The 22,514-nt window shown below is 65.7% G+C and carries 13 protein-coding genes; 2 read left to right on the top strand and 11 right to left on the bottom strand.

Going from position 1 to position 22,514, the window contains the following annotated elements; genetic code table 11:
• Positions 1 to 61 precede the first annotated feature (61 nt).
• Positions 62 to 961, top strand: a complete 900-nt coding sequence (locus ACP7EG_RS27445) for a LysR family transcriptional regulator (RefSeq protein WP_096235011.1) — start codon at positions 62 to 64, stop codon at positions 959 to 961.
• 12 nt (positions 962 to 973) lie between these two features.
• Here ACP7EG_RS27445 and ACP7EG_RS27440 read toward each other — a convergent pair whose 3' ends face one another.
• The 6 genes from ACP7EG_RS27440 to ACP7EG_RS27415 all read right to left on the bottom strand — a co-directional run bounded on the left by ACP7EG_RS27440 (position 974) and on the right by ACP7EG_RS27415 (position 16,261).
• Positions 974 to 2,917 (bottom strand): methyl-accepting chemotaxis protein, encoded by a 1,944-nt coding sequence (locus ACP7EG_RS27440; RefSeq protein ID WP_426090212.1) that lies wholly within the window; start codon positions 2,915 to 2,917, stop codon positions 974 to 976.
• Between the two features lie 172 nt (positions 2,918 to 3,089).
• Positions 3,090 to 5,048: an exodeoxyribonuclease V subunit alpha gene (recD, locus tag ACP7EG_RS27435; RefSeq protein ID WP_426090211.1), complete on the bottom strand. Its 1,959-nt coding sequence runs from the start codon at positions 5,046 to 5,048 to the stop codon at positions 3,090 to 3,092.
• A complete protein-coding gene (recB, locus tag ACP7EG_RS27430; protein WP_426090210.1) occupies positions 5,038 to 8,700 on the bottom strand; it encodes an exodeoxyribonuclease V subunit beta in 3,663 nt (1,220 codons plus the stop codon). The genes recD and recB overlap by 11 nt, the downstream gene beginning before the upstream one ends.
• Positions 8,697 to 12,116, bottom strand: coding sequence for an exodeoxyribonuclease V subunit gamma (gene recC / locus ACP7EG_RS27425; protein WP_426090209.1), 3,420 nt, complete (start codon positions 12,114 to 12,116; stop codon positions 8,697 to 8,699). The genes recB and recC overlap by 4 nt, the downstream gene beginning before the upstream one ends.
• A 75-nt stretch (positions 12,117 to 12,191) precedes the next feature.
• On the bottom strand, positions 12,192 to 15,230 hold the full coding sequence (locus tag ACP7EG_RS27420) for a CHASE domain-containing protein (RefSeq protein ID WP_426090218.1): 3,039 nt from the start codon (positions 15,228 to 15,230) through the stop codon (positions 12,192 to 12,194).
• 140 nt (positions 15,231 to 15,370) lie between these two features.
• Entirely contained in the window at positions 15,371 to 16,261 is an 891-nt protein-coding gene (locus ACP7EG_RS27415) for a LysR substrate-binding domain-containing protein (protein WP_426090208.1), read from the bottom strand.
• A 108-nt stretch (positions 16,262 to 16,369) separates the two neighbouring features.
• On the opposite strand from ACP7EG_RS27415, the gene ACP7EG_RS27410 reads away from it, so the two are divergent.
• Positions 16,370 to 17,353 carry a cyclase family protein gene (locus ACP7EG_RS27410; protein ID WP_426090207.1) on the top strand — a complete coding sequence of 328 codons (984 nt, stop codon included), beginning with the start codon at positions 16,370 to 16,372 and terminating at the stop codon, positions 17,351 to 17,353.
• Here ACP7EG_RS27410 and cobA read toward each other — a convergent pair.
• The 5 genes from cobA to iolB form a co-directional block, all read right to left on the bottom strand.
• Positions 17,350 to 18,126 (bottom strand): uroporphyrinogen-III C-methyltransferase, encoded by a 777-nt coding sequence (gene cobA / locus ACP7EG_RS27405; RefSeq protein WP_426090206.1) that lies wholly within the window; start codon positions 18,124 to 18,126, stop codon positions 17,350 to 17,352. The genes ACP7EG_RS27410 and cobA overlap by 4 nt on opposite strands.
• 14 nt (positions 18,127 to 18,140) lie before the next feature.
• Complete coding sequence (locus tag ACP7EG_RS27400) at positions 18,141 to 19,319, bottom strand: CmpA/NrtA family ABC transporter substrate-binding protein (protein WP_426090205.1); 1,179 nt, start codon at positions 19,317 to 19,319, stop codon at positions 18,141 to 18,143.
• 157 nt (positions 19,320 to 19,476) lie between these two features.
• Positions 19,477 to 20,115, bottom strand: coding sequence for an ANTAR domain-containing response regulator (locus ACP7EG_RS27395; RefSeq protein WP_096235003.1), 639 nt, complete (start codon positions 20,113 to 20,115; stop codon positions 19,477 to 19,479).
• Positions 20,116 to 20,186: 71 nt separating this feature from the next.
• Positions 20,187 to 21,686: a CoA-acylating methylmalonate-semialdehyde dehydrogenase gene (locus ACP7EG_RS27390; RefSeq protein WP_426090204.1), complete on the bottom strand. Its 1,500-nt coding sequence runs from the start codon at positions 21,684 to 21,686 to the stop codon at positions 20,187 to 20,189.
• Between the two features lie 13 nt (positions 21,687 to 21,699).
• Positions 21,700 to 22,497 carry a 5-deoxy-glucuronate isomerase gene (gene iolB, locus ACP7EG_RS27385; protein ID WP_426090217.1) on the bottom strand — a complete coding sequence of 266 codons (798 nt, stop codon included), beginning with the start codon at positions 22,495 to 22,497 and terminating at the stop codon, positions 21,700 to 21,702.
• Positions 22,498 to 22,514 lie beyond the last annotated feature (17 nt).

Genomic DNA, 22,514 nt, shown 5'->3' with positions numbered 1-22,514 from the left:
TAAAGCTAATATCAACTCATGAAATAATGAGTAAATACTCATAGCACAGGAAAGCCACAACATGACCTTCACGCAGCTGGAAATTTTTACCCTGGTGGCCGAACTGCACGGCTTTTCCGCCGCCGCCGCGCAGCTGGGCATCAGCCAGTCGGCCGTCTCGCATGCGTTAAAAGCGCTGGAAAAGGAAATGGGCGTGGACCTGATCGTGCGCCACCAGGCCTCGGCCGAGCTGACGGACGTGGGCCGCCAGCTGCTGCTGCGCGCGCGTGAAATCCTCGGCCTGTCGGAAGCCATGCGCCAGGAAGCGGCCGACGTGCTGGGCCAGCGCCAGGGCAGCCTGCGCATCGGCTCCTTCGGCCCCACCTCGTCGTTGAATCTGCTGCCGGCCATCACGGCGCAATTCCGCCTGCGCTATCCGGGCATCACCCTGCGCATCGACGAAGGCGCCGACCATGAAGTGGTGCAATGGATACGCGAACGCCGCGTCGACGTCGGCTTCGTCGTGCTGCCCGACGAGCGCTTCGATACGGCGCCGCTGGTGGAAGACCAGATGATGGCGCTGGTGCCGCGCAGCCACCCGCTGGCCAGCGAAACGGCCATCACCCTGGCGCAGCTGTGCGAAGGGCCGTTCATCATGTCCGAGGCGGGCTGCGCCTGCCTGATCGAACCGCTGTTCGCCAACGCGGGCTTGCAGCCAAATGTCCCCTACCGTATCAGCCAGGTGATCACCATCCTCGACATGGTCAGCCGCGGCGACGGCCTGTCCATCGTCGCCGAACTGGCCCTGCCGCAGCGCCTGCGCGAGCAGTATCCGGAGCTGGTCGCCTTGCCGTTACATCCGCCCGTCAGCCGCAAGGTGGGCCTGGCCGTGCGTGACCGGCGCCAGAACACGCCCGCCACCAACGCTTTTTTTGCGGTGGCGAAGCAGATGGCGCCGACCCTGGCGCCCCGGCGCGCTTGACAGTTTAAAAGTTTAAAACGTTTCCCACTCGTCGCTGCGCTCGGGCTTGGCGACGGGCGTTTTTGCGGGACGGCTGGCGAGGCGCGGCGCGATGGCTGCCCGCGCCACGGGCCGGACTGGCTGCGGCTGCGGTTTCTGCTGCTGCTGCGCTGCTTGCCCCTCATCGAGCTTGAACACGCCCACCACCTGCGCCAGGGTGCTGGCCTGGTCTTGCAGGCTTTCCGCCGCAGCCGCAGCCTCTTCCACCAGGGCCGCATTCTGCTGCGTCACCTGGTCCATTTGTGCAATCGCCTGGTTCACCTGCTCGATGCCGGAACTCTGCTCGACGCTGGCGGCCGTGATCTCGCCCATGATGTCGGTCACGCGGCGCACGCTGTCGACGATTTCCTGCATCGTCGTGCCGGCCTCGTCGACCAGGCGCGCGCCCGAATCGACCTTGCCCACCGAATCGTCGATCAGCAGCTTGATTTCCTTCGCTGCGCCAGCGGATCGTTGCGCCAGATTACGCACTTCCGTCGCCACCACGGCAAAGCCCCTTCCCTGCTCGCCCGCGCGCGCCGCTTCCACGGCCGCATTCAGGGCCAGGATATTCGTCTGGAAGGCGATGCCGTCGATGACGCTGATGATGTCGACGATCTTCTTCGACGAATCGTTGATCGAGGCCATGGTATCGACCACTTGCGCCACCACTTGCCCGCCCTTGCTGGCCACGCCGGACGCCGATTGCGCCATCTGGTTGGCCTGGCGCGCATTGTCCGCGTTCTGTTTCACGGTGGAAGTCAGCTCCTCCATCGAGGCGGCCGTTTCTTCCAGCGAGCTCGCTTGCTGTTCCGTGCGCGACGACAGGTCCTGGTTGCCGGCGGCGATTTCCATTGATGACACCTTGACCGATTCGCTGGCCGTGCGGATTTTCACCAGCACGGCGGCGATCTTGTCGATGAAGCGGTTGAAGGCGTCCGCGATCTGCGCCAGTTCATCCACGCCGGAAGCGTCGAGGCGGCGCGTCAAATCGCCTTCGCCCGAGGCGATGTCGTCGAGCGCGTCGCGCACCAGTTCCAGGCGCTTGAGCATTTTAAAGACCAGCAGCGACAGCAGCACCGCCGCCGCGCCGGCCAGCAGCACGGCCGTGACGGTCGCCGTCGTCAGCATCGTCTGCAAGGCTTGCATGGCTTCCTGCTGGTCCAGCACCACGGCCAGCAGCCAGTCGGTACCGGCCACACGCGTGACGTACAGCATGCCGTCGCGCTCGTTCAGGCGCACGGCCTCGCTCGTGCGCGTGCTTTCCAGCCGGTTGACCTGCGCGGCCGACAGCGCCGCATCGATTTTGGCCAGCGGCTGCAGGCTCAGTTCCTTGTCCGCATGGGCGATGATGGTGCCTTCCTGGTCGACCAGGAAGGCAAAACTGTGCGGCGTCGGCTTGATCGCCACCACATTGGCGATGACCGTATCGAGCAGCACGTCGGCGCCCGCCACGCCAAGCAGTGCCTGTTTCGGGCCGACGGGCGCCGTAAACGACACCACCAGCTTGTGGCTGGCCGCGTCCACATACGGCGGCGTCAGCATGGGCACGCCCGCCTTGACGGTTTCCGTGTACCAGGCGCGCGCCGTCGGGTCGAAATCGGCCGGGCGCCCGGGATGGGTAAACACCGAGCGCTTGTCCGCATAGCCGATGAACACTTCGGCAAAATCGCCGGCCTTTTCCGCGATCTGGAAGGCGCGCAGCGGATCGGGCGTCTCGGCCGACATGACGACGGACGCCATGACCTTTTTCTTGCCATCGACCCATTGCGCCAGCACGGCCGACTGGCTGTGCAGCAGCTGCTGCATCTGCTGGTCTGCCGAGGCCAGCATGCTGCTGCGCGTCGTGATGTAATTGGCGACCGACAAGGCCAGCATGGACAGCACGACAATGGAAACGCAAATAAGCACCAGACGCGTGCGAAGGGAAGACAACATGATGGACTCCTCGTTTCGATTTTAATGGCGTGAAATAGTGGCAAAAAACAGTGCTTTTGCACCACTTTCTCTACGAAAGTATTCTCACACAAAAATCGGAACAATTATCATCAATATTCGGAATACAGCACATATATTTCTATGTGGAAACCTGCAGAGCCCGGTCAAACCGTCAGCCGATCAACCCTCTCAAGCCGCTGGCGCGCTGCGTGCGGCGCAAGATCGCATCGAACAGCACGGCCTGCGTGGGCGAGACGAGGGTAAAGAAGTCGCGCGCGCGCGTGATGCCCGTGTAGACCAGTTCGCGCGCCAGCATGGCGCCGCCCTCCTGCGGCAGCACCAGCACCGTGTGGCGAAATTCCGAGCCCTGCGACTTGTGCACCGTCATGGCGAACGCCGTTTCCACGTGGCGCAAGCGCGTGGCCAGCACGCTGCGCACATGCTCGCCTTCCAAAAAATACACGCGCAATGACCCGGGCCGCGCAGGGTCGCGCAGGGTCAGGCCGATGTCGCCATTGAACACCCCCGTGCCATAGTCGTTACGCGTGACCATCACGGGGCGCCCCACATACCATTCGCTGCGGCGTATCCAGCCTTCCTTTTCCAGCCGCAGTTCGATGGCCGTGTTCAGGCCCGCCACGCCCCACTCGCCTTCGCGCACGGCGCACAGGATGCGGAATGCTTCAAAAGCGTGCAGCACGGCGCGCACCCAGTCGTCATGCTGCCCATACGCCGCTTCACCGGTATTCACCAGTTCCAGATAGGGCTGATAACCGCCCGGTGCTTCCGCACGTCCGCGCAAGGCCAGGCGCAGCACCTCGTCCTGCTGCGCCGGCACGCTCCACGCCAGCTGGCCGCCGCTGTCGCTGGCAAAACACGCCTTGGCCAGATCGGGCCTGCCGCCATTCACTGCCAGCGCCAGCTCGCCAATCGGGCCGCTGAAACGGTGGCTGTGGCGCAGCATCACCGTCTGCTGCGCCAGCGCGCCGGCCGACCCTGCGAAGGCGGCGGGAATGGCCACGCCGCTGGCCGCCTGCGCATACGCGATGGTGGCCTCCGTGTAGCCGCCCGCCTGCGCATCGTGACACAAGTCGCCCAGCACGGCGCCCGCTTCCACCGACGCCAGCTGGTCCTTGTCGCCCAGCAGGATCAAGATGGCCGCCGGCGGCAAGGCGTCGAGCACCGACGCCATCATTTCCAGGTGCACCATCGACGCTTCATCGACGATCAGCACGTCGACGTCGAGCGGATTGCCCGCGTGGTGGGCAAAGGCGCGCGTATCGGGCCGCGCGCCCAGCAAACTGTGCAGGGTGCGCGCCGCGCCCATGCGCCGCGCCAGTTCCAGCAGTGGCAAGGTTTCCCCGACCTTTTCCGCCAGGCCGCTCAAGGCCTTGTCGATCGACTGTTTTAATCGCGCGGCCGCCTTGCCCGTCGGCGCGGCCAGCGCGATGCGCAGCTGCTCCGGCTGCGGCGAGACGGCAAACAGCAGGGTCAACAGACTCGCCACCGTGTACGTCTTGCCCGTGCCGGGACCGCCCGTGATGATGGCCACCTTGCCGCGCAGGGCGATGGCGCACGCCACCTTTTGCCAGTCCGGGCCACCATCCTGCGTGGGCTGGTCGAACAGGATGTCGAGCCATTGCCGCACCTGTGCCAGCGGCGGCGTGCTCAAATCCTGCGCCCGCACGGCGATCTTTTCACCAACCAGGGTTTCGTCGCGCCAGTAGCGGCGCAGGTACAGACGATCGCCGTCGAGCACCAGCGGCTGGCGCACATCGGGCGCACCCACCTGCCACACCTGCGGCGCGCCGGCCAGCAACGCGCGCCAGCCGTCAAGCGATGCGGGCAGCGGGCCGGAAACGGCCAGCACAGCATGCCACAGCTCCTCGCTCCAGCCCAGCAGCTGCGACGGTTCGTCGGCCAGATCCGCCAGCATCAGACAGCTGTGCCCCCGCCCTTCCAGCTCGGACAGCACCACGCAGGCCACGGCCACGGCGGCGGCATCCGGCGCCGCCTCGTCCAGGCTGGCGATGAAGCGGGCAAAGGCGGCGCTCAGGCGGCGCAGATGGCCATCCCCGGCAACGCCGTCTACGTGGCTGAACAAGGCATTCATTTGCTCACTATGCTGCATGATGTTCCGCTTCTTCAGATAACAGTTGATCGAGTCCGTCCAGCAGTTCCAGTTGCGGCGCCAGCCAGTAGCAGCCGTGCGTGTCCGCATTCGCGATGCCGCGCAGGAACAGGAAGATGGCGCCGCCCAGGTGCTCGGCCGGATCATACGCGTCGCCAAGCCGGCTTTTCAGCAGCCGGTGCAGGGCCAGCATATAGATGGCACCCTGGATATCGTAGCGGTGCTGCGCCATGCCGGCCGCCAGCGACTGCGTATGGTAGGCGGCGTCGTTGGCGCCCAGCGCATTCGACTTGTAGTCGAGTACCCAGTAGCGGCCATCGCGTTCGATGACCAGGTCGGCAAAGCCTTTCAGCATGCCGTGCAACTGGCGCCGCGGCAGCACGGGACGCGGCGCGCCGCCCAACAGCAAGCGCGTGCACAGCTGATCGAGCGCTGCGGTGGACAAATGCTCGCTGGGGAACCAGAACTCCATCTCGGACAGGGTGCTGTCCAACTGCGACAGCGACGCATCGAGCAGCGGCAGCGGCGTGATGGCGATTTCCCTGAGCCAGGCGATGGCGTCGTCCTGGCGGTGGCCCCAGCCCGCACGCTCGCAGCGCGCCGCCAGGCGCGTGTCGAAACTGGCGTCGTGGACGCAATCAAAACCTTCGCCGCCCATCCACTCGAGCTGCTCGTGCAGGAAATTGCCAGGCACGGAGCCGCGCGGGAAGCGGTGCCACGGCGCGTCGCCCGTCTGCAGCGGCGAGGCCGCTGGCACACCCGTACCATCTTCCAGCAGGGTTTCTTCCGGCGCCCGCTGCGGCACGTGCGCGGCCGCCACGGCGCCGATCTGGCGCGTCAGCGAGGTAAAACTGCCCACCGACCAGTCGCGCTCGAATTCGCCAGAAAAGACGGGGGCCGGACGCAATTCGGGACGGCGCTCTATGCGGTCCAGCACCGTGCAGGCATCGGGCTGCGCCAAAGAGCTCACGTAGATGGCCTCGCAATCGCCCGCCACCTGCTGCCAGCGCAGCAGCAACTGCTCTGCCGGCAGCTTGTCGCCGCCCGTCAGCAGGTAACCGAGCGCCGATTCGTGCAGGGTATTCTCGCCCGCCTTGCGCGCCGCCTGGGCGGCCACGCCCAGCCACAAAAAGTGGCGCGCGCGCGTCAGGGCCACGTACAGCAGGCGCAAGTCTTCCTCGATGCGCGCTTCTTCGACCACGGCCATGGCCTCGTCGGACAGCGACAAGTCGAGGCGGCGTTCACCATTGTCCCCGGCATACTCGAAGAAGCTGCGGTTGCGTTTATCCACCTTGCGCGCCGTCACGGCGAACGGCAAATACACGAGCGGGTATTCCAGGCCCTTGGATTTGTGCACGGTGATGACCTTGACCAGTTCCGCATCGCTTTCCAGGCGCAGCACGCGTTCGTCGCCGCCCTCGCCTTCACCGGCGATCTGCTCGGCCAGCCAGCGTATCAGCGCTTGCTCGCCATCGAGCTGGCGGCTGGCCGATTGAAGCAGTTCGGCCAGGTGCAGCAGATTCGTCAGCCGCCGCTCGCCGCCCGTCTGCTGCAGCAGCATGGCGGGCAACTGCAGTTCGTGGATGAAGCGGCGCAGCATGGCCAGCACGCCCTGGCGTTGCCAGATCAGGTGCAGGGCCTTGAGTTGCTCGACGCGGCGCTCCCATTCCAGTTCATCGCTCGACAGGCGCGCCAGCTCGCCCAGCGACAGGCCGATGGTGCGCGTGGCAAACGCGGCGCGCGCCAGCCCCCCGTCGAGCGGGTTGGCCAGCGCCGCCAGCCAGCGCAGCACGTCTTGCGCTTCCTCGCTGTCGACGACGGAATCCTTGTCCGACAGGTAGACGCTGGCGACCCGGCGGCGCGCCAGCGCACGGCGGATGGCGGCCGCCTCCTTGCGGTCGCGCACGAGGATGGCGATATCGGCCGGCTCCAGGCGCGTAAAACCATCGGGGCCATCGAAACCGGCTTGCGCATCGCCCAGCATGGCGACGATATGCTCGGCGCAATGCTGCGCGAAGTACTCGCGGTAGCTGTCGCCGCGCAGCCCTTCATCGCTGGCGCAGGCGGCCAGCAGCGCGGGCAGCGGACCACCGGCGTTCACCAGCCATTCATCGCGGCCCTTGGCGTCGACGGCCTCGAACGGCAGCGGATTCTCGCCCCCTTTACGGTAGCGGAAGGCACCAGCCGGCACCTCGGCGCGTTCGGCATGCAGGAACAGCTGATTGACGGCCGCCACCAGCGGCGCCGTCGAGCGGTAGTTGGTGCCCAGCTGGTAGTGGCGGCCGGCGGTGGCGCGCCGCGCCGCCAGGTAGCTTTGGATGTCGGCGCCGCGAAAGCCGTAGATCGACTGTTTCGGGTCGCCGATCAGGAACAGGCCTTGCGCCGGATCATTCTCCGCGATGCGGTACAGCAGATTGAAGATCTGGTACTGCGCCGGTGCCGTATCTTGGAATTCATCGACCATCGCCAGCGGGTATTGATCGACGATGCGCTGGCGCAGGGCCGCGCCATTCTCGCCGGCCAGCGCGTCGTGCAGGCGCTGCAGCATGTCGGCAAAGCCGAACTGGCGCGACTGGCGTTTTAACTGATCCATGCGCCGCGCAATGGCCGCCGCCGCGTGCAGGTGCAGCTTGTGCCCCAGCGGTGTAATTCCCGCCAGTGCGACCCCCAGCGCCTCGGTATGCTCGAAGCACTCGGGCACCGGGGCCGTGAAACTCTTGGCAAACGCATCTTCGATGCCGAACGGCGTCAAGCGCTCCCACGCCTTGGCCGTGATGGCCGGCAGCAGCAACAGAGGGTCCTGTGCCCACTTGCGCAAGCCGTCGAACCACTTCGCCAGGTTTTCCGGCTTCATCTTGACGCCGTTAAAACACTTGGGATTGGCGGCGCGGTGGTCGTTGATCCAGGTGGCCATCTGCTCCGTGCGTTCGGCCCAGCCTGCCTTCAGGATGGCCAGCTGCGCGGCCAGCGCCCGCTGTTCGCGCGCGATCAGTGCCGACAACGGTTCCTCGTGCGCCATACCCATGATGTCCGCACGGCGCGCCAGCTCGCGCGCGCCTTTTTTCAAGGCGCCGACGTCGGGCCAGCAGGCCAGCAGCACATCGAGCGCCTGCGGCGGCAAGGGATAGACTTGCTGGCGCCAGTAATCGTGGGCCGCATCCTCGAACAGGGCTTGCTCGTCGCTGACCAGTTCTTCATCGAACAGGCTGCCGCTGTCGAACGCGTGCTCGCGCAGCATGCGCTGGCACCAGGCATCGATGGTGAAAATCGCCGCTTCATCCATCGTCTCGGCGGCCAGCATCAGCCGGTGCGCGGCTTTTTGCCGCTCGCTTTCGTCCGGATAGGATTCCAGCAAGGCGTCGAGAAACGGGTCGCTGCCACCGGACTCGTGGCGGAAATAGGCGGCCGCCTCGATCAGGCGCTCGCGCACGCGGTTCGACAGTTCGCGCGTGGCGGCGCGGGTAAACGTCATCACGAGGATGTCGGCCGGCAGCAGCGGGCGCGTAAAGCGGCTGTCGTCGTCGCCGTGCCCCAGCACGAGACGCACGTACAGCGCGGCGATGGTCCAGGTTTTACCCGTGCCAGCCGAGGCTTCGATCAGGCGCGAGCCGTGCAGCGGGAACGCCAGGGGGTTGAGCAGATGGCTCGTCATTGTTCTTCTCCCGCGCCGTCATCGGGCGCGCTGATCGGGTCGATCGTGATGTGTTGTTGCAGCCACTCGGCCAGCGGGCCATACAGCTCGCGCGTGCAGTCCTCCCATGCCTCCTCGGCGGCCAGCGCGGAAAACTCGGGCCACAGGCGCGCCAGGCACAGTTCATCGCGCTCGCCAGACAGTTCAAAACCGCCATCGTAGACGGCGCGCGGGTCGCCCTGCTGCACCAGCGCCAGGCCCGTCTTGCACGCCGTGGGCAACGGATGATTCATGCCTTCGCGCCATAGCGCCAGCAAGGTGGCCAGCGCATCGCGCGACGTTGCCGGGTCGAGCGGCGCCATGCTGACGATGGCGTCGCGCGCCACCAGATAGCCGGTGACGCGAAAGCCGAGGGCGGCGGCGGCCAGCTGGCGCAGCCACATCAGCATCAGCTTGTCGCCGCGCGCCAGGCCGCTCTTGTCCGTCACCTTCGAGGAAATCTGCATCAGCCAGGCCGTCTCCTGCCCGTTGCTGCACAATTTGTCGAGCCAGTCGTCGATCTGCAACTCGCCAAACGGCAAATTGATGGCGCGCTTGTCGGCCGCCAGCGGGAACGAGGCGCGCAGCGACAGCCATGCGCTGCGCACGGGCACCAGCGCCTCGACCAGCTGCGCCTGCACCTGCTGGCCGATCAGGCCGATGGGCAGCACGCCTTCGCGCGCCAGTTTCTGCGCGCGCGCTTGCAGGCTGGCGCGCACGTCGTCCAGCGCTTCGACGGCGCCGCCGTCGTCCAGCATGGTGTCTTCCAGCAGATAGCGTTCGAGCGCATTCAGGCCGAACGGCTCTTCATCCTCGCCCAGCATGGCCGCATCGGCAAAATACACGCTCAGGCGGCGGCGGAAAAAGTATTTGACGGGCTGGCGCAGGAAGCTTGCCAGCTCGCCCAGTTTCAAACGCGTGCCGGGATCGAGCTCGTAGGGGCCCAGCGGCAGCACGGCGGCCTGCGCCTGCGCATCCGCATGCGCGACGCGCCATTCGCGCGCGTAGGTCAGCAAGCCATCGGCCTCGAAATAGCGGCGGCTGAATGGCTGCAGCGCGTGCTCGGTCGTCAGGCTTGCCAAGTGCCGGTCCAGCGACCAGCCGGCGGCCAGGTAGTCGCGCAGCTGCGACACCAGCACGGACGGCGGCTGCTCGGAATTGTCGCGCACATTGCGCCCCACCCAGCTCACATACAGTTTGTCGCGCGCGGCCAGCAAGGCTTCGAGCATCAGGTAGCGGTCATCGTCGCGACGCGAACGGTCGCCCGGGCGCGCCATGCCGGGCAGCGCCAGCAAGTCGAAATCGGCTTTTTGCGCGCGGCGCGGAAAATCGCCATCGTTCATGCCCAGCAGGCACACCACGCGGAACGGCACGGCGCGCATCGGCATCAGCGTGCAGAAGGTGACGCCGCCAGAGACGAATTGATGGTTCAGGGTCGGCTCGTCCAGCGCGCCCAGCCACGCCACGCGCAGCACGGACAGCGGCACCTGCTCGACAAAGCCCGCATGCTCGCAGGTTTCCAGCCAGCCCTGCAAGGCGCCTTCCAGCTGCGCCAGGGTCAGGCGGTCGCCTTCGTCGTCGGCATCAAAGAAGGCGGCCAACAGCGCACGCGCCTGCACGCCCCATTCGGCTGGCGTGTGCGCGTTGGCCAGCACGCTGCGCCAGTGCAGCAGCGCCTCGACCAGCTGCGCCAGCGAGCCCGCCAGCGCCGCATCGAGGCCGCCCACTTCCGCATACGGCTCGATGCCGCCAAAGCTGGCGCCACTGCCGCTGGCATAGCCGAGCAGCATGCGCCGCACGCCGAAAATCCACGCATTCTGTTCCCCGGCCGCGCCCAGCCCCAGGCCGGCGCGGTGCGCCTGATCCAGGCCCCAGCGCACGCCCGCCCCTTCGATCCAGGCGCCCAGGATGGCCAGGTCGTCCGGCTGCAGGCCGAAGCGCGCCGCCAGCGCCGGCACGTCGAGCAGGTCGCGCACTTCGCTCTGGCGGCAGCGCTGCTGCGGCAGCTGCAGCAGCCATTCGAGCGCGACGAGCAGCGGATTGACGCTGCGGTCCTTCACGTCGCCAATCTCGAACGGGATGAAACGCTCGTCATTGCGCCGGTACTGGCCGAAGACGGCGTGGATGGCGGCCGTAAAGGTGTCGATGTCGGGCACCATCACCACCACGTCGCGTGGACGCAAGAGCGTTTCGGCGCTGTGCGCGAACATGGCCAGCAGCTGGTCATGCAGCACTTCCACTTCGCGCTGCACGCTGTGCGCCACGTGAAATTCGATCGAGCGGTCGCCGGCCTCGGGCGGCGTTTGTGCGTGTTCGGCCAGCGGACGCAGTTCACGGATGGCCACCTGCACCTGCTCCAGCAGGGTTTCGCCCGTTTCCTCGCCAAACAGGTCGATGCGCAGGCTGTCGTCGCGTCCTTCGGCTTGCGCGTGTTCGTCGAATTCGTCGAGCATGCGGATGAAATCGCGCCCTTGCCTGCCCCAGCTGGCCAGCAGCGGATGGCTGTGCGCGTGCAGTTCTTCGAGCGGAATTTGCGCCAGGTCGGTGCCATTGCGCTGCCGCTGGCGCTTGTTTTCCGCGCGCAGCAAGTCGCGCCCGTCGATGATGTCGCCCCAGTAGAACTGGCACGGGTTGGGCACGGCCAGCACCACCTGCGTGTGGCGCGCCAGCGCGGCCAGCGCCTGCAAGGTCTGGTATGGCAGGGCCGACACGCCAAACAGCACCACCCTGCGCGGCAGCTTGCCGGCAGGCGCATCGCCGGCGGCGATCGCCGCCAGGAAGGCGTCGTGGATGTCGGCGCGGCCCGTGTCGCGCTCAAACGCTTCCACGTCGGCAGCCACGGCACGCCACAACTGCGCCTGCCAGCGCTGGTCTTCCTTCAAGACGATAGCTTCGCCGCGCGCCGTGCGCAACTGGTCGCGCCCGGCAGCCCAGTCGGCCAGCCAGTCGGCGCGGTAAACCTGGTACTGGTCGAACAAATCGGCCAGGCGCTCGGCCAGTTGCAGCCGGCGTTCGCAATCGCCATCGGCAAGGAAGTAGCGCAGCGGCGCAAACACCGGGTCGGCCAGCAAGGAGGGTAAAAGACGCATCAGGCGCCAGGTCAGCGGCGATTTATCAAATGGCGACACGCGCGGCACCCGCTCGCGCCCCAGCATGCCCCGGTAGCTTTCCCACAGCAGGCGCGCCGGCAGCGCGATGCGCGTGGCGGCGCAGACCCCCATCTCCTCGGCCAGGGCGATCTTCAGCCATTCGGCCACGCCGTTCGACTGCACCAGGAAGATATCCGTTTCCAGCGGTGCCAGCGGATGCTGGCGCAGCCACTGAAAGACGGCGGCGCGCAGCTGTTCCAGCTGGTTGCCATGCAGGATGAGAAGGCCGGGCGTAACGGGAGTATGCATGCTGATCCGATGGGTTGCCGCGCCTCCGGCCGGGTGGCCAGAGACGTCAAAGGCATATTATCGCCGCTGCCTGCGTCAGGGGGCGTCGCTGGAGACAAATTCCAGCGAAATTTGTTCTGCCACCTGCGCCAGCGCCGGCTCCAGCGCCGCCAGCAAGGCGCGCGCCTGCTGCAGGTCGCCACCCAGGCGCAAGCCTTCGATCGAGGTGCACAGGCTGGCGAAGGCATGCGCGCCCACGGCCAGCGCCGACGATTTGCTGCGATGCCCCAGGTCGGCCAGGCGCCCCAGGTCTTCCAGCGCCATGGCCTGCTCCATTTCGGCGATGCCGTCACGCGCCGTATCGAGAAACAGCTGGGTGTATTTGCGCATCTTCACGGCGTCATTGCTGAACGTGAGCGCCAGGGTGGCCAGATCGAGGATGGCCATGTCGCGCAACTCCGGCGCGGCGGCCGACGGCGGCGCTTTCGGCAGCGCCACCAGCCTGTCTCCCACGCGCGCATGGCCAAGGCTGCCGATACCGCCGCGCAGACGGAACCATTTCGCCAGCAGGTGAAACAGCAGATTCGGGGCGATCGGCTTGGTCACGAATTCATCCATGCCTGCCGCCAGGCAGCGGGCGCGGTCTTCGCTGCCCGCATTGGCCGTCATGGCGATCACCAGCAGACCGCTGAGCTTTGGGTCGGCGCGGATGCGGCGCGTCGCCTCGAAGCCGTCCATCTCCGGCATTTGCACGTCCATCAGCACGCAGTCATAGCGCTGGTGGGCCAGCAATTCCAGCGCTTCGCGGCCATTGCAGGCGACGCAGACGGTGGCGCCTGCGTCTTCCAGCAATTCGCAGCCCACCTGCTGGCTGAAGACGTTATCTTCCACCAGCAGGATAGATGCGCCACGGATCACGCCCAAGACTTCCGGCTCCACTTCGGCGATGCGCTCGCCGCCCGCTTGCGCGCTTTTCTCCAGGCGCGCCGTGAACCAGAAGGTGCTGCCCTGGCCGGGCTGGCTGTACACGCCCACCTTGCCGCCCATGAGTTCAACCAGCTGCTTGCTGATCACCAGCCCCAGGCCGCTGCCGCCATACTTGCGCGTGGTCGAGGGGTCGGCCTGGTGGAAGGAGCGGAACAGCTGCGCCACCTCTTCCTGCTTCATGCCGATGCCCCGGTCCTGCACCTCGAAGCGCAGCATGGCGTGGCTGCCGCGCTCCTCTGACTGGCGCACGCGCACGAAGATGCTGCCATTGTCGGAAAACTTGATGGCGTTGCTGGTCAGGTTCAGCAAGACCTGCTCCAGGCGTAGCGGGTCACCGCGCCAGCGCTGCGGCAGCTCGGACGCGATATCGAACTGCAGCGCCAGGCCCTTGACGGCGGCCGCATCGCCGAGCTGGCTGGCGATGTTCGCCAGCAGCGTCTCGAGGCGGAAGTCCAGCACTTCCAGCTCCAGCTTGCCCGCCTCGATCTTGGAAAAATCGAGGATGTCGTTGATCAGGCCCAGCAAATGCTGGCCCGAATGGAAGATTTTTTGCAGATAATCGCGCTGGCGCGCATCGGCCACCGATTTCAGCGCCAGGTGCGCCATGCCGATGATGCTGTTCATCGGCGTGCGGATTTCATGGCTCATGTTCGACAGGAAGTCGCTCTTGGCCTGGCTGGCCGCGTCGGCCTGCTCCTTCAGACGGTGCAGTTCCGTCACGTCGGTGGACAGGCAGATCAGGCCCGTGACGGGACCGGGCAAGCCCAGCGGCACCTTCACGCTCCACAGGTGATGCACCTGGCCCTGCGCATCGACGAAACGCTCTTCGCCGACGAACTTGGCGCCGCTGTCGAACACCTGGCGTTCGGTCAGCTGCGCGGCGGCGGCCGCATCGCCGAGCATCAACTCGCCATCCTGGCGGCCGATCAACTGCTCCGCCGAGCGGCCCAGTATCTTCGCCGTGCGCGCATTCACGTAGCGGTAGCGCAGATCGACATCCTTCATGTAGACGTAGGCATCGACGCTGTCAAGCACCGTATCGAGCAGGGTGCGCTGCGCCACCGCGTTGCGGCGCGAACGGTACAGGGTAAAGATATAGCCATAACCGAGCAGGGTGCCGGCCACGCCGACGGCCAGCGCCAGCCACGGGAAATAACGGTCAAAGGGGCTGTACAGCTCCGCCTTGCGCACGCGGAAATGGGCTTTCCACACGCCCCCCTGATACACGATGGGCAGCACCTGGTCGAAATATGCGGCATCGCTGCCCGGTTGCGGCGGCGCCGCCGCCAGGTCGCCGCCATCGTTGAACAGCAGACGGTCTTGCGGCGTGATGCGCAGGACGCCTTGGGCCGGCAGAGGTTCGACCGCGCTGTACAGAGTCAGGTGCAGCGGCTCCAGGGCGCTGCGTTCGAGCGCGCTGTGCACCAGCTGCGCCACGCCAAAGCCGATGCCCACGGACCCCTGGTAGGCGGCACGGCGCTCGGCCACGCTACCTTGCGGCATGCCATTACGGTACACGGGCAGGCGCATGCCCAGGCCCACATGCGCGGGCGGTCCCTTGATCATGATCACCTGCCCCGACGCGCTGACTTCGCCGCTGTCGCGCGACTGCGCCAGGGCTTGCGCCACCAGCGGGTTGGCGCCGATATCGACGCCCATGCGTTCGGCCAGCAGCGAATCGGGCTCGAGGTAAGTGAGCACTGTGTATTCGGGCCGCTCGCCGGGCGGGCGGATGGTGAAAGCGGGATAGCCGCGCGGCGCCAGACTGGTGTCACTGCGCACATCGGCGACATAGGCCGCGCGCTGCGCCTGCGTCAGCGCCACCGCATAATTGACCGATTCGATGGCGGGGAACTGGCGCGCGATATCGAGGCCGGCCACGTAATCGTGGAACTGGCGGCGCGTCAGCTGCTCGCTGGTGCGAAACAGCGCTTCGAGGCCACGCAGCAAGTCGGAATAACTTTTTACGCGCGTGGCCAGGCTATGCTGGGCGCCGTGAGTGAGATTGTCGAAACGCTGTTCGGCGTCGTCATCGACCGTGCGCGCCGCGCCCGCATACAGGGCACCGCCCACCGCCAATGCCAGCAGCAGGCCACCCGCCCAGATCCTGATGCCCGCTACCGTCCCGCCCTTGCTCAAAGTGTGCATTGTCAATCGCTTATTCCGGTTCCTCGAATGTGCGGCACAGGCCACCCGACAGGTACGAGGATACTATCAAAGCCTCTGCCCGACGCGCTTGTGGAAGAAAAAAAGCGCGCACTACAGTTACACTGGAGAACACCCAACGCCTATGCCGCCTGCAGCGCCCCGGCCAGGAAGTCGCAAAAGGCACGCACCTTTTCCTGCAAGTGGCGTCCATCGGGCATCAACGCATACACACCGCGCCTGGCCATGCCGTGCAACGGCAGCACGCGCACCAGGGCGCCGCTGGCCAGCAGGGGCGCAGCGACAAAGGACGGCAGCGCGCCCACGCCGATGCCCGCCACCAGCATATCGGCCAGCAGCAGGCTGCTGTCGGCGGAAAAGCGCACGGGCAGGACGATGCTGCTCTCCCCTTCCGGGCCGGCCAGCTGCCAGATGCCGGGACTGTCGGCCAGACGGTAGGCCAGGCAATCGTGGCCATGCAAATCCTGCGCCTGCCGGGGCGTGCCGCGCCGTGCCAGGTAGGCGGGTGCCGCGCAGATCATCTGCTCGACATCGCCCAGGCGGCGCGCCACCAGGGTCGAATCGGCCAGCGCGGCGCGGATGCGCAGCGACACGTCATAGCCCTCACCCACCACGTCGCGCAGGCGGTCGTCCAGGGTCATCTCGATGTTGACTTCCGGATAGCGGGCCATGAAGACCGGCAGCAAGGGCGACAGCACTTTCAAGCCAAACGACAGCGGCGCATTCACGCGCAGCCGCCCCGCCACCTTGCCGGCGCAGCCGCGCGTGGCCAGTTCCAGCGCATCGACCTCGTCGAGCAGGCGGCAGCATTCAACATAGTAGGCGCGTCCGCCGTCCGACAAGCTCATGCGCCGCGTGGTGCGCACCAGCAGCACGGTGCCCAGGCGCGCCTCCAGCTGGCGCACCTGCTTGCTGATGGCCGCCGCCGACTGGTTCAGGTCCTGCGCGGCCTTGCTGAAGCTGTCACGCTCGACCACCTTGCGAAACACGCGCATGTGCGCCAGGACATCCATGATTCTTTCCTTGCAGTTGAATATCTTATTATTTTATCGCTGATTATCATTGAATTGGAAAACAATATGATGGTGGCTTCTTCATTCATGTCACGCAAGGAGTACCCCATGTTCACACCATCTGCCACCCTGACTACCCTGCTGCTGGCGCTGCTGGCAGGAACGACGCAGGCCGCCGCCCTGCCTGAAGTGGGCATCAGCCCCTGGGGGCCGAAAGACGAAATCGGCCGCCTGAACCTGATGACGCCGGCATCACGTGCCGCCATTCTGGCGCGCATCGACGGCGGCAAGAGCTATGACCTGGCCGTTGATTTCTACATCGGCATGCCCAGCTGGCAGGCGGCCGGCGATCCGCCCTACCAGATGTGGATGACGCACACGCCGAAGGGCAATGTGGTGGCCGACTCGATGCACGTGGGCGAACAGATGAACCGCCACGTCAGTTACACGGGTTCGGCCGTGTCCATGTATGCGCACATGGGTACGCATATCGACGCGCTCAACCACTTTGGCTTGAACGGCAAAATCTGGAACGGATTTACGGAAGAACAGTATCTGGGCGACCGTGGCTGGACCGTGACGGGCGCGGAAAAGCTGCCGCCGATCGTCGCGCGCGGCGTGCTGATCGACGTAGCCGTGGCCAAGGGACTGTCACAGCTGCCTGATAATTACCGGGTCACGCGGCAGGACTTGCGCGCGGCGCTGGCCCACCAGAAGATCGCATTGGAAAAGGGCGACGTGGTGCTGATACGCACAGGCCGCATGCAGCACTATGAGCAGGCGCAAGCCTACATGGCCAATCCCCCCGGCCTGTCGCTCGATGCGGCGAAATTCCTTGTGGAAGATGGCGGCGCCATGGTGGTAGGGGCGGACAACCTCAGTTTCGAGGCGTTTCCGTCCGAAGTGGCGGGCAATTACCTGCCCGTGCACACCTATCTGCTGGCGCAGCAGGGCACGCCCATCCTGGAACTGGTCGACCTGGAAGCCTTGTCGCGCGACAAGGTGTACCAGTTTGCCTTCATCGGCGCCTCGTTGAAATTCCGTGGCGGCGACGCGGCGCCCATCCGTCCCGTGGCGCTGCCGATACGCTAGCGTCCGACGGCAGCGGCCAGCAAGGCGCTGGCACCATGGTCATCCCAGGCATCGGCGCAGCGCACCACCTCGCCCACGACGATGATGCTGGGGCTGCCCAGGCCGCTGGCCAGCAAGTCGGCGGGCAAAGCGTGCAAAGTGCTCAGCAATTCGCGCTGGGCCGGCAAGCTGGCCGATTGCACCACGGCCACGGGCGTGCCCGGCGCCATGCCGCCGGCCAGCAAGCCCGCCTGGATGGCCGCCACCCGCGCCACGCCCATATAGATGACGAGGGTCAGGCCGCTTTGCGCCAATGCCGCCCAGTTCGGCTCGGACGCGCTATCCTTGCCGTGGCCCGTGACGAAAATCGCACCCTGGCTCCAGCCGCGGTGCGTCAGCGGCACGCCAATGGACGATGGTGCGGCCAGGCCGCTGCTGATACCGGGTATCACCTCGACGGCCACGCCGTGGCTGCGCAGGTAGGCGCGCTCTTCGCCGCCGCGTCCGAACAGATAAGGGTCGCCCCCTTTCAGGCGCACCACGTGCAGGCCGGCGCGCGCTTCGGCCAGCATCAGGCGCTCGATGAAGGCTTGCGGTGTGGAAGCACAGCCACCCCGCTTGCCCACCTCAACCACGCGCACGCCGGGCGCCGCATGCGCGAGGATGGCCGGGTTGACGAGGTCGTCGATCAGCACCACGTCGGCCCGTGCGATGGCCTTCACAGCTTTTAATGTCAACAGGTCCGGGTCGCCGGGACCGGCGCCGACCAGGGTCACGCTTCCAAGTTGCGCCATGATGCAGTCTCCAATCAGAAAAAATGGCCGATGGCAAACGATGCCGCGTACGCTTCCGGCGCGCTGCCGTCCCACACCACGCCGTCGCACAGGGTCGAACTGCGCATGGCGGCCGTTGGTACTGGCGTAGCCGTCATCTCCGCCGCCTGGCGGTACAGGTCGATGCGGTTGACTTGCCTTGCCACCGCCAGGTAATCGGGTTCGTCGCGCAACAAGCCCCAGCGCCGGTGCTGGGTCATGAACCACATGCCGTCGGACAGGTAGGGAAAATTCACGGCGCCGGCCCGGTAGAACTTCAAACCGTGCGCCTCGTCCCAGGTCTTGCCCAGGCCATCCTGATAATGGCCGAGGATGCGCGGCGCCAGCATTTCCTGCGGTGTATTCAGATAAGCGGGCTCGGCCAGGGTAGCTGCCATGGCCAGCCGGTTGGTATCGCTGGCATCGATCCAGCGGCCCGCCTCGAGCACGGCGGCGATCAGGGCGCGGCAGCTGTTCGGATGCTGGCGCGCAAACGCGGCGCTGGTGCCCAGCACCTTGCCCGGATGGTCGGGCCAGATGGCGCCGCTGCTGGCGGCCGTCACGCCCACGCCATCGACGATGGCCTTGTAGCCCCACGGTTCGCCCGCGCAAAAGCCATCCATCTGGCCCGCGCGCAAGGCCGCCACCATCTGCGACGGCGGTACCGTCATCACGCGCGCGTCGCGCAGCGGATCGATGCCATGCGCGGCCAGCCAGTATTGCAGCAGCATCGCGTGGTTGCCGGTCGGGAAAGTATGCGCAAACGCAAAGGGCCGCGTCGCGGCGCGCATATGCCGCGCCAGTGTCGGGCCATCGTGGGCGCCCTCGCGCGCCAGCGCCGCCGACAGGGTGACGGCCTGGCCGCTGTGATTCAGGTTCATCAAGACGGCCATGTCGCGCTGCTGACCGCCGATGCCCATCTGCACGCCATACACGAGACCGTACAACACGTGGGCCGCATCGAGTTCACCATTATGCAATTTGTCGCGCACGCCGGCCCACGACATCTCCCGGCTCAGTTCAATCTTGATGCCGTATTTTTCATCCAGGCCCAGCTTTGAGGCCATCACCAGCGAGGCACAATCGGCCAGCGGCAGGTAGCCGATGCGTATCGTCTGTTTTTCCGGATGCATGGAGCGCATCACCTGGGCATGGGCGCCCGCTTGCTGTGTCATACCATTCCTTGCTGATAAGTACTGTTATTCCGCGCCACCGTGGGCAAGGCTCTCCCCACCCAGCAGCAAGGAACGTGCCCGTGCATGCCCGGTGCATGGAGGCTGGGAACGCACCGCGATGGTGCGCTGCACCAGCATGTGTCAGAAAATGGACGACTCATCCCAGCAAGTCCTCCACGTCGAGGATGCGCTGGGCAATTTCCGCCAACTTCAGCTTTTTATTCATCGCCATGCTGCGCAGCCGCTGGTAAGCCTGCTCTTCCGTCAAGCCCTGATGCGTCATCAACAGGCCCTTGGCCCGTTCGATCACCTTGCGTTCCAGCAGCTTGTGCCGCGTGTCGAGCAATTCGGCGCGGAGTTTTTCTTCCTGGCGAAAGCGCGCCAGGGCCACGTTCAGCACGGGTTGAATGCGTTCGGCCTGCAGGCCGGCGACGATGTAGGCGGACACGCCGGCCGCCATGGCCGCGTCGATGCTGGCCGTGGCGCCGTCTTCGGTAAATAATACGATGGGGCGGCGCTCGTCGCGCGTGGCGATGACGATGTGTTCGAGCACGTCGCGCGCGTCTGATTCGGCATCGATGATGATGAGGTCAGGCTGCAGTTGCGCGATGCGCTCGGGAAGGTAGAGGTCGGCTGGCAGCGAGGCGATGATGTCGAAACCCGATTCCAGCAAGCCGATGCGCAAGGCATTGCCGCGCAGCACTTGGGCAGCCAATGCCGCGTCCGCGTGCACGCCGTGCTCGACAATGGTGTTGACGACAACGATGCGCAAAGGCTGGGTACGGCTGGACGTCATGGGAGCAATCTGCAATGGCTAAATGATTAACCATTGCAGTAAGCAAGAAGCGAACCAGCTGGTTTTGCGTTTTACTTGAGGGTCGGCATGGCAAATTCGGCGCCAGCAGCCGTCGAGGCGGGCCAGCGCTGCGTCACGGCCTTCTGCTTCGTGTAGAAACGCACGGATTCCGGGCCATGCGCGTGATGGTCGCCGAACAGGCTGCGCTTCCAGCCGCCGAAGCTGTGGAAAGCCATCGGCACGGGGATCGGCACGTTGACCCCGACCATCCCCACCTGCACCCGGTGCGTGTATTCGCGCGCCGTGTTGCCGTCGCGCGTGTAAATGGCCGTGCCATTGCCGTATTCATGCGCGTTGACCAGGTCCAGCGCCGTGGCGAAATCGGGTACGCGCACGATGCACAGGACAGGGCCGAAGATTTCCTCTTTATAGATGGTCATCTCGGGCGTGACATGGTCGAACAGGCTGCCACCGAGGAAAAAGCCGTTTTCATGGCCGGGCAGCACGAAACCGCGTCCATCACTGACCAGCTTGGCGCCCTCCTTGACGCCGGTGGCGATGTAGCCGGTAATTTTGTCCTTGTGCACCTGCGTCACCACGGGGCCCATTTCCGCCGACAAATCCATGCCTTGCGTGATTTTCAAGGCGGCGATGCGCGGCACCAGTGCTTCCACTAGCTGGTCCGCCACATTGCCGACGGCCACAACGACAGAAATGGCCATGCAGCGCTCGCCCGCCGAACCGAAGGCAGCGCCCATCAGGGCGTCCACCGTCTGCGGGATATCCGCGTCCGGCATGACGACCATGTGGTTTTTCGCGCCACCCAGGGCTTGCACGCGCTTGCCCTGCGCGCAGCCGGTGGCGTAGATGTATTCGGCGATCGGCGTGGAGCCGACAAAGCTGACGGCGCGTACGTCCGGATGGTGCAGCAAGCCGTCCACGGCTTCCTTGTCGCCCTGCACCACATTAAAGACACCATCGGGCAAGCCCGCGTCCGTCAACAGCTGCGCCAGCAGCAGGCTGGCCGACGGGTCGCGCTCCGATGGTTTGAGGACGAACGTATTGCCGCAGGCAATCGCCATCGGGAACATCCACATCGGCACCATCACGGGGAAATTGAACGGCGTGATGCCGACGCAGACACCGAGCGCCTGGCGGATCGACCAGGCGTCGATGCCGCCGGCCACCTGCTCGCTGTACTCGCCCTTCATCATTTGCGGGATGCCGCAGGCAAACTCCACCACTTCGATGCCGCGCGTCACTTCCCCTTTAGCATCCGTAAACACCTTGCCGTGCTCGGCCGTGATCAGGGCCGCCAATTGATCCGAGTGTTCTTCCAGCAATTCCTTGAACTTGAACATGACGCGTGCGCGGCGCAGGGGCGAGGTTTGCGACCAGGCGGGAAAGGCCGCGTGGGCGGCGGCCACGGCCGCGTTCAGCTCGGCGGCAGTCGCCAGCGACACCTTGGCCGTGACGGCGCCCGTGGCGGGATTGAAGACCTCGCTCGTGCGCTCGGAACGCGAAGCCATGGGATTGCCACCAATAAAGTGGCCGATCATCGGGGTAGTCATATCTTGTCCTTGATTATTTGGTATTCATCAGCCACTCATGGGCCGGGTCGTTTTTAAAGTGCCAGACCCGCTTGGGGCCGGCCATCACATTCAGGTAATAGCCGTCATAGCCATACGGCACGGTGACGGGGTGGTAACCCCTGGGCACCATCACCACGTCGTGGTTTTCCACGGCCATGGCTTCGTCGATGGAACGGTCATCCGTGTAGACTCTTTGGTAGGCAAAGCCCTGCTCCGGGTTCAGACGGTGGTAATACGTTTCTTCCAGCGAACTTTCCAGCGGCACATTGTCGCTATCGTGTTTATGCGGCGGATAGCTGGACGAATGGCCGGACGGCGTGACCACCTCGACCACCAGCAAGCCATCGGCCTCGGCTGTCTGCGGCAGGATGTCGCACACATAGCGGGTATTGGCGCCCTTGCCGCGCACGGAACGCGTCATTGATGATGGCTCGATCAGGCGCGCCAGACGGTGCGTGGTGGCCGGCGCGCTGCACAGGGCCACTTCGGCGGCGCTCACGGCCGTAATGCTGACCTGGGTATCGAGCGGCACATACACGGCGTAGGGCGAGACGTCCTCAAAGACGCTGGCGCGATTGCCGATGGCTTCCCAGCGCTGTTCGCCCGCCTGCACGGTGACCGTGCCCGTCAGCACGACGAGGCACAGTTCGCGCTTGCCCGTCTGCAGGCTCAGCGATTCGCCGGCCGCCAGACGATGCGCGGCAAAGCCCACATGCGTCCAGCCAGCCGACTCGGGCGTGACTTCGACGATGGTCTGTCCCTGCCCCGCTTTCACCAGTAGCGGGCTCATGCCGCCTCCCGCCCCAG

Source organism: Janthinobacterium sp. PSPC1-1 (assembly GCF_049897625.1).
In the GTDB taxonomy this organism is placed as follows: domain Bacteria; phylum Pseudomonadota; class Gammaproteobacteria; order Burkholderiales; family Burkholderiaceae_D; genus Janthinobacterium; species Janthinobacterium tructae.
The sequence above is the reverse complement of the archived record's forward strand: the minus strand, read 5'-3'. Positions and strand labels throughout refer to the sequence as shown.

Bases quoted from the DNA above. Each gene is read 5' to 3' on its own strand.
- iolB (WP_426090217.1), bottom strand. From the start codon at position 22,497: ATGAGCCCGCTACTGGTGAAAGCGGGGCAGGGACAGACCATCGTCGAA.
- recD (WP_426090211.1), bottom strand. From the start codon at position 5,048: ATGCAGCATAGTGAGCAAATGAATGCCTTGTTCAGCCACGTAGACGGC.
- ACP7EG_RS27395 (WP_096235003.1), bottom strand. From the start codon at position 20,115: ATGACGTCCAGCCGTACCCAGCCTTTGCGCATCGTTGTCGTCAACACC.
- ACP7EG_RS27415 (WP_426090208.1), bottom strand. From the start codon at position 16,261: ATGGATGTCCTGGCGCACATGCGCGTGTTTCGCAAGGTGGTCGAGCGT.
- ACP7EG_RS27420 (WP_426090218.1), bottom strand. From the start codon at position 15,230: ATGCACACTTTGAGCAAGGGCGGGACGGTAGCGGGCATCAGGATCTGG.
- ACP7EG_RS27410 (WP_426090207.1), top strand. From the start codon at position 16,370: ATGTTCACACCATCTGCCACCCTGACTACCCTGCTGCTGGCGCTGCTG.
- recB (WP_426090210.1), bottom strand. From the start codon at position 8,700: ATGACGAGCCATCTGCTCAACCCCCTGGCGTTCCCGCTGCACGGCTCG.
- recC (WP_426090209.1), bottom strand. From the start codon at position 12,116: ATGCATACTCCCGTTACGCCCGGCCTTCTCATCCTGCATGGCAACCAG.
- ACP7EG_RS27400 (WP_426090205.1), bottom strand. From the start codon at position 19,319: ATGACACAGCAAGCGGGCGCCCATGCCCAGGTGATGCGCTCCATGCAT.
- ACP7EG_RS27445 (WP_096235011.1), top strand. From the start codon at position 62: ATGACCTTCACGCAGCTGGAAATTTTTACCCTGGTGGCCGAACTGCAC.
- ACP7EG_RS27440 (WP_426090212.1), bottom strand. From the start codon at position 2,917: ATGTTGTCTTCCCTTCGCACGCGTCTGGTGCTTATTTGCGTTTCCATT.
- cobA (WP_426090206.1), bottom strand. From the start codon at position 18,126: ATGGCGCAACTTGGAAGCGTGACCCTGGTCGGCGCCGGTCCCGGCGAC.
- ACP7EG_RS27390 (WP_426090204.1), bottom strand. From the start codon at position 21,686: ATGACTACCCCGATGATCGGCCACTTTATTGGTGGCAATCCCATGGCT.